Consider the following 17685-nt stretch of genomic DNA (forward strand, 5'->3'; position numbering starts at 1 on the left):
GCCTGGCGAACGCCTCGGCGGTCAGCGACGAAGTTACGTCTCTGACCGCCGAGTTGCGTTACACGGGCTTGGTTACTTGAGTGCGCCCAGGGTGACCCCGGTCCGCCAATAGCGGCGCATCGCGACCATCATGATCGCCATCGGGATGATCGACAGCAGCGCACCGGTCAGGACGAGGCTGGTCACGTCGATGCCCGACTCCAGCCGCTTGCCGGACCAGTTGTACAGGCCGAGGTTGAGCGTCCAGTTCTCCTCGCCGCGCAACACGGTCAGCGGGAGGAAGAAGGCGTTCCATGTGTTGACGAAGGCGAGCAGGAACACCGTCGCGCCGCCCGTGGTCATCATCCGCAGCACGATGCTGAAGAAGATCCGCAGCTCGCCGGCGCCGTCGATCCGGGCCGCCTCAAGCAGCTCGAACGGGATCGTGGCCTCCGTGTAGACCTTGGCCAGGTACACGCTGAACGGGTTGATCAAGCAGGGGATCAGCATCGCCCAGGGGGTGTCGACCAGGCCGATCTCCGAGAACATCAGGTACAGCGGCAGGGTGAGCAGCGCGATCGGGATCAGGAAGGAACCCACCACGGCCGCGAACACCGCGCCCCGCCCGGGGAAGTCGAAGCGGGCAAGGCCGTAGCCCGTGAGGAGGGCGATGAGGGTGCCGCCGAGGGAGCCGACCCCCGCGTACAGGAACGAGTTGGCGGTCCAGCGCAGGAAGATGCCGTCCTCGTACGTGAAGACCTGCTGCAGGTTCTCCCACAGGTGGAAGCCGGAGAACCACAGACCGTTGCTCTGGTACAGCCCCACGCGGTCCTTGGTCGCGGCGATGATCAGCCAGTACACCGGGAACAGGCTGTAGACGCTGGCCAGGACCAGACCGACGAGGAGGAACCGCTGCCCACCCCGTGAACGGGCAGCCGGGTCGGGGCGGGTGCGCCGGCGGACGGCGCGCCCGTCGGATGGCACGGCCGAGGTTTCCGTGCCGTTTTCCTTACGGTTTTCTGTCAGCGCCATCAGTCCGCCTCCCTCGAGGTCAGCCGGTAGAAGAGGAAGGACGCGACGCCGAGGATCAGGGCGAGCAGCACCGACAGAGCCGCGGCGTAGTGGTAGTTGCCGGCGTTGAACGCCTGGTTGTAGATGATCATGATTGGGGTGAAGCTGTCGCTGACCGTCTGCGGGGTCACGTTCCGGAACAGCGCGGGCTCGTTGAAGATCTGCAGCATCTGGATGATCGACAGCAGAGCGGTCAGGACGAGCGCCCCGCGCACGAACGGGATCTTGATGCTCCGGGCGATCCGCAGCTCAGAGGCGCCGTCAAGACGCGCGGCCTCGAAGAGCTCACGGGGCACGCCCTGGAGCGCCGCGTAGATGATCACCATGTTGTAGCCGATGCCGTGCCAGGTCAGCAGGTTGCCGATGGCCGGCCACACCATCGAAGGCGCGAAGAAGTTCCAGTCGAACCCGAACAGCTCGCCGAGGGGAGTCAGCGGGCCCACCTCGGGGCTGTACAGGTTGACCCACACGATGGCCGCGACCACGCCGGGGATCATGTAAGGAACCAGCAGCAGGATCCGGAACCGGCCGGCCACCTTCGAGGTGACCGCGTCCAGGAGGAGCGCCAGCACCAGGCTGATCAGCAGCATGAACGGGATCTGGACGCAGGCGAACAGCACCACCCTGAGGATGGACGTCATGAACGCCGAGTCGGTCAGGCCCTGCTGGTAGTTCTCCAGCCCGACGAACTCCCTGGTCGCGCCGCCGAGACCGAGTCCGGACTGCTTCTGCAGATACAGCGACTGGTAGACCGCGTAGCCGATCGGAAGCAGATAGAGGAAGACGAAGCCGAGCTGGAAGGGCACCGTGAACGCGGCACCCTTCCAGCGCAGTGAGCGAATCATGAAGTGTGCCTCAGCCCTTGACGCTGATGCCGCGCTGCTTCAGGTCGTTGACCGTCCACTCCTGCATGTGCGCGAGCAGGTCGGTGACCTTCTGCTCCTTGCTGACGACCGCGGCCCACTCGTCCTGCATCTCCGTGAACATCGCGGTCCAGTTCGGGCCGAAGGTCCAGTCGTTGGTGACGGTGCCCAGGCTGTCCGTGACGATCTTCTTGGCCGGCTCGTAGTTCTTGCCGAGCAGCTTCTCGGAGATCGCCTCGGAGACGTACGCGTCGCTGTCGGCCAGCGCCGGCATCACACCGCTGCCGGTCTCCGGGCTCGCCATGGTCTTGACCGCACCGGCGTCGGTCGACATCCACAGTGCCGCCTCGGCGGCCTGCTCCTTGTTCTTGCACTGCTCGGACACCAGCGTCAGGTTGCCGCTCTGGTTGGTGCCGGCCGGAGTCTTGGGCGCCTCGCCCTTGAAGGTCGGCCAGGGGGAGAGCGCCCAGTCGCCGAAGGACTTGGTGAAGTTCTGCACCATGCCGGACATCTGCCAGGTGGAGATCTGCCGGGTCGCGGTGCCGCCGTTGTCGTAGTTGCGCTGCACGGCCGCGTAGTCGGCGAACGAGAGCTTGGAGTTCAGGTCGTTGTCGATGATCTGCTGGATCACGTCGGCGGCCTTCAGGGTGCCCTCGTCCTGGAAGTTCACCACCCAGGAGTCGCCCTCGACGGAGTACCAGTGCGCCCCGGCCTGCATGGCGAGCACCTCCAGGGTGCTCGGGTCCTCACCGGCGTAGTTGGTGATCTTGATCTTGTGCTTCTTCAGCTCCTTGCCCGCGGCGATGAAGTCGTCCCAGGTGGCCGGAGGCTCCAGGTCGTACTTCTCGAAGAGGTCGGTGCGGTAGATGGTGAAGGCGGGCGCCGAAGCGGTGGGGACGCCGTAGACCTTGCCCTGGACCTGGCCGGTGGCCCACGAGCCGGGGTTGAACTTGTCCTTGTCGGCCTCGACGTACTCGGTGATGTCGGCGAGCGCGCCCTGGGAGACCCAGCTCGTCACGTACTCGCCGGTGTTCTGCAAGAGGCAGGGAGCGTTACCGGCCTTGACGGCGTTGGTCAGCTGCTTCTGCATGGTCAGCTGGTCGGTGACCTTGGTGTACCTCAGCTGGACGTCCTTGTGGGAGGCGTTGAACGCCTTCACGACGGCCTCCTGGCCGTTGGCCCAGCCCCAGAAGTCGAGGGTTACCGGACCGGAGGACTTGGCGGGCTCGTCGTCTCCGGAGCTGCCGCAGGCAGCGAGCAGACCTGTCAGTGCGACACCCGCGACAGCGGCGCGAGCGAACCTTCTCCGGGGGTTGGTGAAGTTCATCGTACGGTCATCCTTCGAGGCGTAGACGATCGCGGAAGAGGGGTGGCTCGGTGGGGCGACGGCGAGCGGGGGAAGACGTCGGCTCGTGTCTCGGAAACCCTCTGGCGGAAGCTGTAGAAAACGGTTGCTGTGAAACGTAGGTCTCTCCCCCCGTTCACGCAAGAGTCCGACGGCAAATTGTTAAGTTCGGTTGACGGTGACGTTGCCTGCCGTCGTCGGCGTGAGTCACCCGCACACCGATAAGGACGTGCAGGTCAGCGGTGCGCAAGTGGATGCCTGTAGCGCTGTGGGGACGCTGCCCGGAGTCTTCGAGGTTCATCGAAGACGCTTACGTAACAGCCATCTTTCGAGCTGCTACGACTGTCGAGCTGGAGGCACCTCCCAGGCCCTTAAGGCACTGGGGGAGGCTGGACGGAGTGCCGTACGACGACATGTGTGCCCAGCACCACGTGGTCGCCGTCGCCGCCCTTGCGGCGGCCTGCGCCGTTCTCGCGCCGGTTGGCCACCGCGCGCAGCGCGACGCGGCCCATCTCCTCGTACGGCACGTGAACGGTGGTCAGTTGGGGGGTGAGCTGAGAGGCCAGCGGGATGTCGTCGTAGCCGACGATCGACACGTCCTCGGGCACCCTGAGCCCGCCCGCACGCAGGGCCTGCATGGCGCCCGCGGCGACCACGTCGGTTCCCGCGAGCACCGCCGTGAAGTCCAGCCCCAGCCGCAGGCTTTCCTCGACGGCGTCGTACCCGTGCTCGTAGTCATAGGGGCCGTGCAGCACCATCTTCGGATCGAAGGGCACGCCGTACGCGTCGAAGGCTCGCCGGGCGCCGTTCAACCGGCCCTGAGCGGTGGTGAGTTCGGCGTGGCCCGGCAGTACCAGGACACGGCGGTGACCGGCGGACAGGAGGTGGCTGGCCATGGCGTAGGCGCCGCCCTCGTTGTCGTAGTCCACCGTCGTCGCCGGTACGTCGCCCTCCAGCGGAGGCCTGCCCACCAGCACCAGGTGCGAGCCGGCCGCGTCCAGGGAACGGGCGAACCGGGCCATCCTCAGCTGGTACTCGTCGTAGTCGTAAGCGCCGCCGAGCAGGATCACCGCGGTGACGCCCTGCTGGCGCATCAGGTTGACCAGCGCGAGTTCGCGTTCCGGATCGTCGCCGGTCGTGCCGACCAGCGAGAGCCAGCCACGCAACGAGGCGGCGCCCTCGACTCCCTTGGCCACGTGGGTGAAGGCGGCACCGGTGATGTTGTTGATGAGGATGGCCACCGTCGGCGTGCCGCCGCCGGCGAGCGAGCGGGCGTGGGCATTGGTGACGTAGTCCAGGTCCTGAACCACCTTCATCACCCGGCGGCGCAACTCTTCCGACACCGGATAGTTGCCGGACAGGACGCGCGAGACGCTGGCGACCGAGACGCCCGCCCGTGCCGCCACATCCCGGATGGTGGCCCGTCCGGAGTCCCCCGACGCCGTGCGCTCGCTCACCGTTGCGGCTCCTTCACCGTAGCGACTGCCCACCGGACCGCCAGGGCCCCTGCCCCGGGCCGGTGCTGGAACCGTATCCCATTGTTTCTCCGAGGGGACGGCTGGTGCTCTGGGCCGGGCTCAGGCGACACGGGCCAGATCTGCATGCCGCACCTCGTGGGTCAGAGGCAGGCCCGCGGAAACGCGTTCCAGCTCATCGACGACGATGGCGCCGAGGCGTGCCAGCTCATTGCCGAGGGAGCCGGCGATGTGCGGCGTGAGGAAGACGTTGGGGAGCTTGTACAGCGGGGATCCGGCGGGCAGCGGTTCGGGTTCGGTGACGTCCAGTACCGCGCTCAGCCGGCCGCCGACCAGCTCGTCGGCCAGTGCGTCGGGGTCGACCAGGGCTCCGCGGGAGGTGTTGATCACCACTCCGCCGTCCTTGATGAGGGCGAGCTTGTCGCGGTCGAGCATGCGGTGGGTCTCGGGGATGTCGGGGGCGTGCAGGCTGACGATGTCGCTGCGTCTGAGCAGATCCTCGAGCGACAGGAGTTCGACGCCGAGTGAAGCGGCTTCGTCGGCGTCCACGTAGGGGTCGTACAGCGCGACGTCGAGGTCGAAGGGCAGCAGGAGCTCCAGCAGTCGGCGGCCCACGCGGGAGGCGCCGATGATCCCCACCCGGCGGCCGAGATTGCCCGTGTCCGCGGTCTCGGCGGTGGACGGGTAGGCGTGGGTCTCCCGGAAGCGCTCGCGGTACGCGAAGGCGTCCTTCCCGGCGAGCAGAATCATGGCGAGCGTGTACTCCGCGACCGGCAGCGCGTTGCCGGTCACCGCGCTGGAGACGGTGAGCCCGTCTTTCCACAGAGCCTCGCCGACCAGCGAGCGGACCGAGCCCGCGGCGTGCAGAACGGTGCGAAGGTTGGGTGCCGCGGCGAGCACGGCCTCATCGAGGTGGGGGCAGCCCCAGCCCGTGATGAGCACCTCGGTCCGGGCCAGCGTCGAGGCGGCGTCGGGGGCGGTGAAGTTTTGTACGACGAGCGTGGTGTCGATCTCGGCGACCTGCTGGAGCCGCGCCATGAGCGGCGAAGGAAAGAGCAGGGGAAGGTGCACCGGATCCATGGCGAACACGACCCTCGGCGGCTGGGCGCTGGACATGACTCTCCTGAGGTGCTGGGAAACGCTTTCTGAAAGCGTCTTCTACCGTATGTCTGACGCGAAGGGGCGGTCAATGCATACGGTGATCGCTGAGGTTGGTGTCTCTCGATGCTCTCGGGCTAATAGCCGAACGCTTCAGTAGGTGACGTAGCAGCTAGTACGGGGTAAGTGCCGGAGGGAAGGGTGCGGTTCGCTGGTAGCTGTCGATGGCGACCAGACCCTAAAACTCGTCGTAATCGGTTACCCGGAGTCGGGTGAGGGTGGCATCCGGTGGGGCCGCCGGGTCGGCGGGGGTTCGGCAGGTCCGCCCGGTTCATCGGGCGCCCGGTGGGCGTCCCGCCGCGACGCGCCTCAGTCTGCGTCTTCCGTCTGGCCCGCAGTGCCCGTATGGAGCGCAGCTCGCGGTCGGCCCGCGGCCCTCGACAGCCCGACAGATCCTGACCGATCCGCGGTCTCCGACCGACCGGGCGCTCCCGGGTGCCCCACAGCCCCCTCGCCGAGCCCCTCTCCCGCATCGCCCCTCACGCCGTCGCCCCCTTGGCCGCCACCCGGTTCAGAGCCGCCGCAAGGTCCGGCGTCTCGCTCAGGACCAGGGCCGCTCCGCCGAGTGCGCCGATTCGGGCGCCGAGGCCCGAGCCGGGTGGCACCTGTCGGCCCAACTCCGCCTGGACCACGTCCACTTCGCTGACCAGGGCAAGCGCGTAGCGGCGGATCGCCTTGCGCTTCGGGGCGAGCAGTAGCTCGCCGGCGCGGGACAACTCGCCGCCGACAACGATGAATTGGGGGTTGAGCAGGTTTCACGTTGGCCAGAACCTGGCCGACCACGGTGCCCACGTCGGCGAATACCCGCTCGCCCGCGCGGTCGCCGGCGACCGCGCGGGCGAGCATCTCGTCGAGGGTCATGGCGTCGCCGAAGACGGGCCGCAGCGCGGCGAGCACGGCGGGGATCCCGGCGCGCAGCACCAGGCAGCCGCGGTTGCCGCAGCGGCAGGCGGGACAACCGACCCCGTGTCGGGGTGCAGAGCCGTGCCGGCGCTCGCGACCTCCCGCGCGGAGAGGCCGCCGAGATGCACCCACACGCCGTCGAAGGTGTGGTTCATCCCGGCCACGACCGCCGCGCGCGGATTGACCGACAGCAGATCACCTGCCCGCCCGTCGAGATCGGCAATCGGTTTCCCCTCGGCCTTGGGGATCAGGCCTCGTCCCCAGCTCGTTGACGATGGTCGAGACCGTCGTACGGGACACGCCCGCCAATCGCGCCAGGGCAGCCCGGTGCAGGGGACCTTGATCGATCAGCAACGCCAGGATCTGCTCTTGGTTGGTTCGCCGCAGACTCCGGAGTGACCCTCCGGCCTTCTGGCTCATGTCGCCGAGGTTACCCAGTCTTTTCGAAAGTTCGTCAAGACTCTTGACGCAGTTTCCAGACAGGAAGAAGCTCTGCCCACCTGCTCATGCCAACCGGTTGTCGAAATCCGGTCGACTCCCGGTCCGCTCCCGTCGGCCTGCCCATCTCCCAGCAAGAAGGTGAGGCGTACATGCGCGCACACCCTGGTGCTCCCCCCAGCCGCCGCCGGTTCCTCGCCCTTTCGGCGGGCGGTGCCGCGGCCGGAGCGGCGGCCCTCAGCGGCTGTGCCCTGTCGACCGCGGGAGCCGCGCCCGGCGGCGGCGAGAGCATCACGATGATGGTCGAACTCGACGACGTCTCCCCGGAGCTGATCAAGCAGGCCCAGAAGGAACTCGGCATCAGGATCACCGTGGTGAAGAACGACATCACCCGGCTGATCGCGATGCTCACCAGCGGCAACCCGCCGGACCTGGTCCGCGGCCTCGGCGCCCTGGACGCGCCGTACTTCGCCGCCCGGAGTGTGGCCGAGGACCTGGACCCGTACTTCGCCAAGTCGACCATCCTCAGGACGGACGATCTGGATCCGGCCAACGACGTGTGGCGGTTCGACGGCACGACCCAGGGCAAGGGCCCCCGCTACGGCATGGCGAAGGACTTCTCCCAGGACGCGATGTTCTGGTACAACACCGCGCTCTTCGACAAGGCGGGTGTCGACTACCCCTCCGAGACCGAGCCGATCACATACGAGGAGTGGCTGGAGAACGCGAAGCGTCTGGTCCAGCGGAAGAACGGCCAGACCACCGTGTACGGCGGCAGCTACAACGGCGTCAATCTCACCGTCCTTCTGACGAACCTGACCGCCGCCGCCGGAGGCAGCCTCTTCTCCGAGGACTTCAGCCGGGTCGACTTCACCACCCCCGAGGCCCGCAAGGCCCTGACCTGGTATGTGGAGTACGCCAGGACCAGGGTCGGGCCGAGCCTCATCCAGCCCAACCCCGACACCTGGGATGGTCCCACCTTCGTCGCGAACCGCATGGCCATGTCCGGCAGCGGCTACTGGCTCGGCGGCATGATCAACGAAGATCCGAAGGTGGCGGCGGTGTCCCGCCTCGCCCCCGCTCCCGTCTTCGCGGGCGGCCCACGGCTCAGCTCCTGCCAGGCCGGCACCGGCCTGTGGATGCCCAAGAAGGCGCGGAACAAGGACGCCGCCTGGCGGGTCTTCGAGTGGTTCTTCGGTGAGGCCCCGGCCAAGGGGCGTGCGGAGGGCGGCTGGGGGATACCGACGCTCAAGTCGCTGCGCCCGCTGATGCCGCAGAAGGAGGACTACCACAAGCGGGTCTTCAAGGCGCAGGAGGCCGAGTTGGAGCACTTCTCGGTTACACCGTTCACGCCCTACGCCAAGTGGGACGCCTTCGAGGCCCTCATCAACCAGGTCCTTCCGGCCGCGATGAACGGCCAGATCTCCGTCGACACCCTCGCGGGACGCCTCAACTCGGCCCTCAACGAGCAGCTGAAGCGCGGTAAGGAGCAGGTGGGATGACAGTCGGCCAGATCCCCGAAGTGGCGGAGCGGCCCCGGGCCGTCTCACGTACCGGCGCCGAACGCTCGGGCGGCGCGCCCCGGACCTCCATGACCGCCCGCCGGCACCGGGCGTTCTACATGTTCACCTCGCCCTGGATCATCGGCTTCCTGCTGCTGACCATCGGCCCGATGGCGTACGCGCTGTGGCTGAGCTTCACCACGTTCGACGGCATCTCCCCCAACTGGCGCTACGTCGGCCTCGGTAACTATGAGGAGCTGCTCAACGACCCGGTGACCTGGGACGCCCTGGGGCGCGCCGGTCTGTTCGCCATCACCTCGGTACCGCTGTCGATCATCGCGGGAATGGGGCTCGCGGTCCTGGTCAACCGCCCGCTCAAGGCGCGCGGCCTGTGGCGCACGCTGCTGTACGTGCCGGCTGTGGTGCCGCCGGTGGGCGCGGGCCTCATCTTCAAGCAGCTCTTCAACCGGGACTCCGGCGCCACCAACGGCGTCCTCAACATCTTCGGCATCGACGCCATCGCCTGGCTCGACGACCCGTACGCCCGCTACGTGATTCTGATGACGGTGCTGTGGGCGGCCGGAAACATCATGATCATCTCGCTGGCCGGGCTCCAGGACGTGCCTCGCGAACTCCACGAGGCGGCCCGGATCGACGGCGCCAGCGCCTGGCGGACATTCCGCAGCATCACCGTGCCGCTGCTCTCGCCGGTCCTGCTCTTCCAGGCCGTGACCGGGATGATCGCCTCGGTGCAGACCATCATGCCGATGCTGCTCGCCGCCAACGCCACCCCGGCGGGGGTCACTGCGATCCCGCAGTCCAACTACATGTACATGATGCACGTGTTCGCGCAGTACTTCGCGCTCGGCCGCTACGGCTACGCCTCCGCGCTCCTGTGGGTGCTCTTCGTCCTGATCCTCATCGCGACCGGCCTGATCTTCAAGTTCACGTCCGGTGTGGTGTTCTACAACGTCGACCCGGAGGCGAAGAAGTGACCGCCACCACCGTGACCCCCAAGGCCCCCAGGACCTCCAAGGACGTCAAGACCCCCGATTCAGGGGGCCGGGTGCGGGTGCGCAAGTCCCGCCTCGTCCTCTACACGGTGCTCGTCGTGATCACCGGCCTGATGCTCGGCCCCTTCGGCTGGCTGGTCATCACCGGTCTGAAGACCACGCCCGAACTGGCGGCCTCCCCGGTGCACTGGCTGCCCGAGAAGGTCCAGTGGCACAACTTCGCCGATGCCTTCACCGCCATCGACTTCCTCGGGTACTCCCGCAACTCCCTCATCATCTCCCTGATCTACGCCACCCTGGTCACACTGAGTTCCGCATGGGTCGGCTTCGGCTTCGCCCGCCTGACCGCCCCCGGCAAGAAGATCCTCTTCGGTGTGCTGCTCGGCTCGATGATGCTGCCCCAGATGATCACGCTCTTCCCGACGTACCTGATCTTCGCGAAGGTCGGCATGGTCGACACGTACTGGCCGTGGGTGTTGTGGGGGCTGTCGGCCGCTCCGTATCTGGTGTTCCTCTTCCGGCAGTTCTTCGCCGGGATGCCGCGGGAGCTGGAGGAGGCCGCGATCGTCGACGGCGTCGGCTACGCCGGGATCTTCTGGCGGATCTTCCTGCCGCAGTCCTGGCCGGTCCTGTCCGCGAGCTTCGTCATCGCCTTCACCTGGACCTGGGGAGACTTCATCGCCCCCATGCTGCTCCTGTCCAGCGACCGCACCACGCTCTCCGTCGCCATCATGACCTCCTACGTGACGGACGGCGGACTGCCCGTCAACAACCTTCTGGCGGCGGGCTCCGTGATGTACGTCGTCCCCATCCTGCTGATCTTCCTCGTCGCCCAGCGCGGTTTCGTCGCCGGGATGTCCACCACCGGTCTCAAGTAGCCCTTCTTCCCTCCCGTTCACGCTTCCCCCTTCACGCTTCCGCGTTCTTGAAAGGCTGTTCGATGAACGACACCGAAGGCACCGGCCTGTCCCGGCGCACCCTCATCCAGGCCGCGGGCGCCACCGCCGCCGCGTACTCCCTGATCGGCGCGACGGCCGGCACCGCGAGAGCGGCCGACGACAGACCGGAGGCCGCGGACCGGCTGGTCATCCACCCCGTCCCGGGCGCGTTGCCGATCAACACCACCTATGTCGTCAAGGCCCGTACACCTGGCGGCCAGTGGAAGCCGGTGCCCGTCCTGCGGGCCACCACGAAGACCATCAACGAGAAGACCGGCAGCGGCACCATCCGTCCCACCTCGGTCGCCGGCCTCGACTTCACCGGCACCGTGGAAGTGCAGGTCACCTGGTCCAAGGGCACCATCCCCTCCGCGCGGATCCGCCCGCTGTCGTACGACATCCAGCATCAGGTCAGCGGCGACACCGTCACCTTCAGCCTCACCGAGCCGCGCAACCTCTCCATCGAGATCGACGGCGACATCTACGGCAACCTCCAGCTGCACGCCAACCCCATCGAGATGACGCGGCCCGAGCAGGACGACCCCGACGTCATCTACTTCGGCCCGGGCCTTCACGCCCCGTCGGGCGGCGTGGTGAAGGTGCCCAGCGGCAAGACGGTGTACCTGGCCGGCGGCGCGGTGCTCAAGGCCCGCGTGGAGTTCGTCAACGTGGAGAACGCCCGCCTGGTGGGCCGGGGCATCATCTGGGACTCGGACGCCGCCACCCTGGTGTCGTTCTCCAAGAACATCGAGATCGACGGCATCCTCGTCCTCAATCCGAAGACCGGCTACTCCTGCACGATCGGCCAGTCCAAGCAGGTCACCGTCCGCAACCTGCACTCCTACAGCAGCGGCCAGTGGGGCGACGGCATCGACGTGTTCAGCAGCGAGGACGTGCTGATCGAGGGCGTCTGGATGCGCAACAGCGACGACTGCATCGCCATCTACGCCCACCGCTGGGACTGGTACGGCGACTGCCGAAACGTCACAGTCCGCAACTCCACCCTCTGGGCCGACGTCGCGCACCCGATGAACATGGGCACCCATGGCAACCCGGAGAAGCCGGAGACCATCGAGAACATCGTCTTCAGCAACATCGACGTCCTCCAGCACCGCGAGCCGCAAGTCCTCTACCAAGGCTGCTTCGCCCTCAACCCCGGCGACAGCAACCTCATTCGCAACATCCGCATCCAGGACGTCCGGGTGGAGGACTTCACCTGGGGCCAGCTGGTCAACATGCGGGTCATGGCCAACCGGTACAACGCCGCGCACGGCCGCGGCATCGAGGACGTCTACGTCCGCAACCTCTCCTATGACGGCACGCACGCCAACATGGCGATCCTGACCGGTTATGACGCGGACCACCCGATCAAGAACATCACCTTCCAGAACCTGGAGATCAACGGCACGGTCGTCCACGACAAGATGCGCAAGCCCGGCTGGTACCTGACCACCGACATGGTGCCGGCGTTCGCCAACGAGCACGTGAAGAACCTCCGCTTCCTGGACGCGGCCACCGCGGCCTCCACGGCCACGCCCGAGATAACCAGCGCGGGGACGGCGACGGCCGTCAAGCGGCAGGTCTTCAACTATCTGATCACCGCCGGCGCGCTGCCGACCTCGTTCGGCGCCGAGGCACTGCCCCAGGGCCTGACGATCGACGAGAAGACCGGCCTCATCTCCGGCATCCCGCAGGTCCCCGGCACCTACACGGTCACCGTCAAGGCCACCAACACCGCCGGTACGGCGACCCAGTCCGTCACGCTCACCGTGCAGAACGCGTAAGCCAGGAGTCATCCGTGCAATCCCTCAGCCGACGAACGTTCCTCAGCGCCGCAGGGCTCGCAGGCGTGGCCGCGGGCGGACTGCTGTCCGCCGTCGCCTCGCCCGCCTGGGCCCAGGCCGCTGAGCAGGCATATGCCTTCGCTCACCCCGGGCTCCTCCACTCCCGCGCCGACCTCGACCGGATGCGGTCCGCCGTCGCGGACGGGGGCAACCCGATCGCCACCGGATTCGCGGCCCTGGCCGCCGACTTCCGTTCCCAGCACACCTACGGTGTCCGCAACACCGGGCAGATCCGCACCTGGGGCCGAGGCCCCACCGACAACACCAGCCAGGCCGTCACCGACGCGGCCGCCGCCTACCAGAACGCCCTGATGTGGGCGATCACCGGCGACGTGCGCCACGCCGACAAGGCCCGCGACATCCTCGATGTCTGGGCCGCCTCCCTCACCGGCATCACCGGCGCCGACGGCCAGCTCGGCGCCGGGATCCAGGGCTTCAAGTTCGTCAACGCCGCCGAGATCCTGCGGCACTCCGGCTACGACGGCTGGCCCGCGGAATCCATCAGCCGCTGCGAGCGCTCCTTCAACGACGTCTGGTACCCGGCCCTGTCCGGTTACTGCCTGTACGCCAACGGCAACTGGGACATCGCCGCGCTGCGCACCATCCTCGCCATCGCCGTCTTCTGCGACAACCAGGTGATGTTCGAGGACGCACTGCGGTTCGCGGCCGCCGGTGCCGGCAACGGTTCCGTGCTGCACCGCGTCGTCACCGCCGCCGGACAGGGCCAGGAATCCGGCCGCGACCAGGCGCACGAGCAGCTCGCCGTCGGCCTGCTCGCCGACGCGGCCGAGGTCGCCTGGCAGCAGGGCGTAGACCTGTACGGCTTCGCCGACGACCGGATCCTCGCCAACTTCGAGTACTTCGCCCGCTACAACCTCGGCGACGACTCGGTTCCGTTCACGCCCGACCTCGACCGCACCGGCAAGTACGTCAAGGCGGCCGTCTCCAACCGGCAGCGCGGGGTGTTCCGGCCCGTGTGGGAGATGGGGTACGCGCACTACGCCGGACGCCTCGGCAAGCCCGCCCCCTACACCGAGAAGGCCGTCTTCCGGGGCCCGGACGGCACGCGCGTGACCGAGGGTTACCAGGAGGACCACCCGGGCTGGGGCACCCTCACCTACGCCGGTACGAAGGCCGCCACGCCGGGCGCGCCGACGGCCCCCGCAGGCGTCACGGCGACGGGCGCGGACCGGGCGGTCGCCGTGTCCTGGCTGCCGTCCGCCTGGGCGAGCGACTACACCGTACGCCGGGCCACCAGCCCCGACGGGCCGTACGAGACCGTCGCCTCCGGCGTCGGAGAGCCGACGTACACCGACCGCGGCGTCCGCGCGGGCCGCACCTACTACTACACCGTCAGCTCCGCCAACTCCCGTGGCAAGAGCCGCGATTCGGCCTGGGCGTCGGCGACCGCCGGACTCCCCGAGCCCTGGTCGACCCGGGACATCGGGGACGTGAAGATCCCCGGCTCGGCCGTCTTCGACGGCGAGCGGTTCGTCCTGGAGGCGAGCGGCACCGCCGACACCTACCGTCTCGCGCACCTGCCGCTGCGCGGCGACGGCACCATCACCGCGCGCATCGTGTACCCACTCAGCTCGCAGTACTCCAAGATCGGCGTCACTCTGCGCAGCTCCGCCTCGGAGGCCGACGCCCCGCACGCCTCGATGCTCATCCAGGGGCTGCCGCTGCACACCTGGAGCGGCGTGTGGACCGTACGCCCGAAGGGCGGGGCACCGATCTCCGCCACCGGCAGCACCCCCGTGCCGCCCACCCAGCAGAAGGCCATCACCACCAGCGCGTCATTCCCGATCTCCAACCTCGGCACCCTGCCCGAGTCGGCGACCCCGCTCGAGGCCCCGTACGTCGAGGGCGCGGGCGACGGCTACCGGATGCGCATGCCGTACTGGGTGCGCGTCACCCGCAGGGGCCGCCGCTGCACCGGAGCCATCTCGCCGGACGGCATCCGCTGGACCGAAGTCGGGTCCACCGAGGTCGAGTTGGGCGGTACGGCGTACGCGGGACTCGTCCTCACCTCCTGTCTGGGCGTCGACGAGGAGTACGCCGAGACCGGCACCGGTGCCTTCGACAACGTCACCGTGACCTCCATGTCCGGTGAGGTCTGGTCCGTGCCGCGTCCCGCCCGCGCCGCCGACGACCTGCGGGCGACCGCGGGAGCCGACGCGGTGGAAGTGGCCTGGACCGACCCCGACCTCTCCGCCCGGTACAAGGTGCTGCGGGCGACCGACGCCGACGGCCCCTATGTGACCGTCGCGACCGACGTCGGCCCGGTCGGCTTCGGCACCCGCATCCGGTACGCGGACGCCACCGGGGAGCCCGGCACGACGTACCACTATGCCGTCGCCAAGACCAGCAGCGGCGGACGCGGGCCGCTGTCCGAGCACGCCACCGCGAAGATGCCGAGCCCCTCGGTGCCGGAACTCCCCTCCGCGACCACCGCGTTCGCGAACAAGGGCGTCGCCTTCCGTCATCTGCTGCGGGCCTCGCACGAGCCCGTACGGTTCACCGCGCTCGGCCTGCCCGACGGACTGCGCGTGGACAAGCGCACGGGCTGGATCTCCGGAACACCCACCGAGACCGGCGAGTTCACCGTCACCACGACCGCGGGCAACGCCGCAGGTGACGGAACCGGCTCGATCAAGCTCACGGTCGGCACGCCGCCGCCCGCCCCCTGGACGTACGGCGACCTCGGTGACGTGGTCCTCGACGACCGGGAGTTCGGGACATTCGGCGTGGTGGCTGTGCGAACCCCCGGCAGCACGGCGTATGAGGACGGGACCCTCGTCGTCCGCGGTGCCGGGACCGACCTGACCGTCAACAACCAAGGAATGACAGGGCAGTTCGTACGTCGCCCGATCACCGGCGACAGCGAGATCACCGCCCGGCTCGTCTCCCGCGAAGGTGCGAGCGGAGACCGGGTCGGGCTGCTGATGGCCAAGTCGCTGTCACCGTTCGACCAGGCGGCCGGAGCGATCGTCACGGGCGGGACCGCCGCCCAGCTGATGCTCCGTACGGCCGTGGCCGGACGGTCGGCGTTCACGGGCAGCGGCACGGTCACCGCCCCCTGTCTGCTGCGGCTGGAGCGTGCTGGGACCGCCTTCACCGCGGCCGTCTCCACCGATGACGGCGCCACCTGGACGACTCTCGCCACAGGCGAGATCCCCGGCTTCGGTGACGCCCCCTACTACGTGGGCCTCGTGGTCTGCTCCCGCAACCCCCTGGCCCGCAGCACCGCGCGATTCAGCGAGGTGAGCATCACCCCCATGTAGATCCCCTCACGGGATTGGAGACGCACCACATGAGCCGCACTTCCCCCCACCAGCACCTCGACCAGCCGGCGTTGAGCCGGCGCGGTCTGCTGAAGACCGCCGGCGGACTCACCGCCGCCCTCGCCGTCGGCGCCTCGGCCACCGCCCTCACGGGCTCGGCCGAGGCGGCGCCGGCCACCTTCACCCACCCCGGCATGCTGCACAACTGGGGTGACATCAACCGCGCCAAGGTCCGGGTCGCCGCGGGCGACGACCCGTGGCGCTCCGGCTGGCAGCGCCTGATCGACAACTCCCACTCACGGTCCACCTGGACGGCCAACCCGCAGGAAACCATCATCCGCGGCGGGGACGGCCAGAACTACGGAATCCTCTACAACGACATCGCCGCCGCCTACCAGAACGCGCTGCGCTGGCAGGTGGGCGGCACCCGTGACAACGCCGACTGCGCCGTGCGGATCCTCAACGCCTGGTCCTCCAGGCTCACCACCATCACCGGAAACGCCGACCGGTTCCTCGCCGCGGGAATCTACGGCTGGGAGTTCGCCAACGCGGCGGAACTCATGCGCGGATACGCCGGCTTCGACCTCGGCCGGTTCCAGAACATGATGCGCAACGTGTTCTACCCGCTCAACAACCAGTTCCTCACCCAGCACAACGGCGCCTGCATCACCAACTACTGGGCGAACTGGGACCTGTGCAACGTCGCGTCCGTCCTCGCCATCGGCATCCTGTGCGACGACGGAGCCAAGTACGACCAGGCCGTGAACTACTTCAAGAACGGCGCGGGCAACGGCGCCATCCGCAACGCCGTGCCGTTCCTGCACCCGGACAACCTCGCCCAGTGGCAGGAGTCCGGCCGCGACCAGGGCCACACCATCATGGGCATGGGCCAGATGGGCGCGATCTGCGAGATGGCCTGGAACCAGGGCGAGGACCTGTACGGCTGGGACGGCAACCGGTTCATGAGGGCCGCCCAGTACGTCGCCAAGTACAACCTCAACGAGACCGTGCCGTTCACCAAGTACACCTGGGGAACCGGCGTCAACTGCGACTACAGGGAGCACACGGTCATCTCCGACGTCGCGCGGGGCCAGCTCCGCCCGGTGTGGGCCATGCTCGACTCCCACTACCGGCGCCGCCGCAACCTGTCCGTCCCCTACCTGCAGCGCATCGCCCAGACGAACTACCCGGAAGGAGGTGGCGGTGACTACGGCACCAACAGCGGAGGTTTCGACCAGCTCGGCTTCGGCACCCTGATGTACGCCAAATAGCCGCCCACCAGCGCGCACGCCGGAATATCCGGAGGTGATGTGGTGCTGTCAACTGCCCGTCGCTAAAGCGACGGGCTTGCACAACGGGCATCACCGGGTGTGATGCGGCGTTTGCGTCCAGCCCCACCCCGAGGCGTCCGGGGTGGGGCAGGGGCCGTTGACTGGGCCCCGCGTCGCCACAACTCCCACGCGCGTGCGCGGATGTTGCGGGTGCCGTTCCGGTCCGCGTGATCAACGAATCCGCAGTTCCGGCACGCGAACCAGGCCTGGGAGACCCGGTTCGCCTTGTCGATGTGTCCGCATTCGGCGCAGGTGCGGGAGGTGTACGCCGGATCGACGTGCACCACCGGTACCCCGGCCTTGCGGGCCTCGTACGCGATGAACTGTCCCAGCTGGGCGAAGCCCCAGCTGTGCAGGGTGGCCCGTTGGGGCTTTTGAAGCCGTACCCGCTCGCGGATGCCCGTGAGGTCTTCCAGGGCGATCCCGCGACCGGTGCGTTCCGCCTCGGCCACCACATGTTTCGCGATCTTGTGGTTGATGTCCTTTGCCCGCCGCGCCTCCTTGCGGCGCCGCATCTTCAGCCGGCGTTTCGCGGAGTGAG

At 68.2% G+C, this 17685-nt stretch carries 14 protein-coding genes; 6 read left to right on the plus strand and 8 right to left on the minus strand.

All coding sequences use genetic code 11. The features are described 5' to 3' along the window. Nucleotides 1-72: 72 nt before the first annotated feature. The 7 genes from ACFYO0_RS01140 to ACFYO0_RS01170 all read right to left on the minus strand — a co-directional run bounded on the left by ACFYO0_RS01140 (nucleotide 73) and on the right by ACFYO0_RS01170 (nucleotide 7214). Complete coding sequence (locus ACFYO0_RS01140; RefSeq protein WP_388668629.1) at nucleotides 73-1011, minus strand: carbohydrate ABC transporter permease; 939 nt, start codon at nucleotides 1009-1011, stop codon at nucleotides 73-75. Next, nucleotides 1011-1895 (minus strand): carbohydrate ABC transporter permease, encoded by an 885-nt coding sequence (locus ACFYO0_RS01145; protein WP_388668632.1) that lies wholly within the window; start codon nucleotides 1893-1895, stop codon nucleotides 1011-1013. Before ACFYO0_RS01145 ends, ACFYO0_RS01140 begins: the two co-directional genes overlap by 1 nt. 10 nt (nucleotides 1896-1905) lie before the next feature. Next, nucleotides 1906-3240 carry an ABC transporter substrate-binding protein gene (locus ACFYO0_RS01150; protein ID WP_388668635.1) on the minus strand — a complete coding sequence of 445 codons (1335 nt, stop codon included), beginning with the start codon at nucleotides 3238-3240 and terminating at the stop codon, nucleotides 1906-1908. Nucleotides 3241-3629: 389 nt separating this feature from the next. Further along, nucleotides 3630-4715, minus strand: a complete 1086-nt coding sequence (locus ACFYO0_RS01155) for a LacI family DNA-binding transcriptional regulator (protein WP_388668638.1) — start codon at nucleotides 4713-4715, stop codon at nucleotides 3630-3632. A gap of 120 nt (nucleotides 4716-4835) precedes the next feature. Beyond that, entirely contained in the window at nucleotides 4836-5849 is a 1014-nt protein-coding gene (locus tag ACFYO0_RS01160; protein WP_388668641.1) for a hydroxyacid dehydrogenase, read from the minus strand. Between the two features lie 521 nt (nucleotides 5850-6370). After that, on the minus strand, nucleotides 6371-6607 hold the full coding sequence (locus tag ACFYO0_RS01165; protein ID WP_388668644.1) for a hypothetical protein: 237 nt from the start codon (nucleotides 6605-6607) through the stop codon (nucleotides 6371-6373). 382 nt (nucleotides 6608-6989) lie between these two features. Beyond that, entirely contained in the window at nucleotides 6990-7214 is a 225-nt protein-coding gene (locus tag ACFYO0_RS01170; RefSeq protein ID WP_388668647.1) for a winged helix-turn-helix transcriptional regulator, read from the minus strand. A gap of 170 nt (nucleotides 7215-7384) precedes the next feature. Between ACFYO0_RS01170 and ACFYO0_RS01175 the strand changes: the two genes are divergently transcribed. From ACFYO0_RS01175 to ACFYO0_RS01200, 6 genes are all read left to right on the plus strand, one after another. After that, on the plus strand, nucleotides 7385-8734 hold the full coding sequence (locus ACFYO0_RS01175; RefSeq protein WP_388668650.1) for an extracellular solute-binding protein: 1350 nt from the start codon (nucleotides 7385-7387) through the stop codon (nucleotides 8732-8734). Then, entirely contained in the window at nucleotides 8731-9729 is a 999-nt protein-coding gene (locus ACFYO0_RS01180; RefSeq protein WP_388668653.1) for a carbohydrate ABC transporter permease, read from the plus strand. The genes ACFYO0_RS01175 and ACFYO0_RS01180 overlap by 4 nt, the downstream gene beginning before the upstream one ends. After that, nucleotides 9726-10625 (plus strand): carbohydrate ABC transporter permease, encoded by a 900-nt coding sequence (locus ACFYO0_RS01185; RefSeq protein WP_388668656.1) that lies wholly within the window; start codon nucleotides 9726-9728, stop codon nucleotides 10623-10625. The genes ACFYO0_RS01180 and ACFYO0_RS01185 overlap by 4 nt, the downstream gene beginning before the upstream one ends. A 62-nt stretch (nucleotides 10626-10687) precedes the next feature. After that, a complete protein-coding gene (locus tag ACFYO0_RS01190; protein ID WP_388668659.1) occupies nucleotides 10688-12469 on the plus strand; it encodes a putative Ig domain-containing protein in 1782 nt (593 codons plus the stop codon). 14 nt (nucleotides 12470-12483) lie between these two features. Beyond that, complete coding sequence (locus ACFYO0_RS01195; protein WP_388668662.1) at nucleotides 12484-15813, plus strand: alginate lyase family protein; 3330 nt, start codon at nucleotides 12484-12486, stop codon at nucleotides 15811-15813. A gap of 29 nt (nucleotides 15814-15842) precedes the next feature. Next, a complete protein-coding gene (locus tag ACFYO0_RS01200; RefSeq protein WP_388668665.1) occupies nucleotides 15843-17084 on the plus strand; it encodes an alginate lyase family protein in 1242 nt (413 codons plus the stop codon). A 62-nt stretch (nucleotides 17085-17146) separates the two neighbouring features. On the opposite strand, the gene ACFYO0_RS01205 is transcribed toward ACFYO0_RS01200, so the two are convergent. Next, nucleotides 17147-17659, minus strand: coding sequence for an RNA-guided endonuclease InsQ/TnpB family protein (locus ACFYO0_RS01205; RefSeq protein WP_388668669.1), 513 nt, complete (start codon nucleotides 17657-17659; stop codon nucleotides 17147-17149). Nucleotides 17660-17685 lie beyond the last annotated feature (26 nt).

It is taken from the genome of Streptomyces sp. NPDC006365 (genome assembly GCF_042870755.1).
Taxonomy (GTDB): domain Bacteria; phylum Actinomycetota; class Actinomycetes; order Streptomycetales; family Streptomycetaceae; genus Streptomyces; species Streptomyces xiangluensis.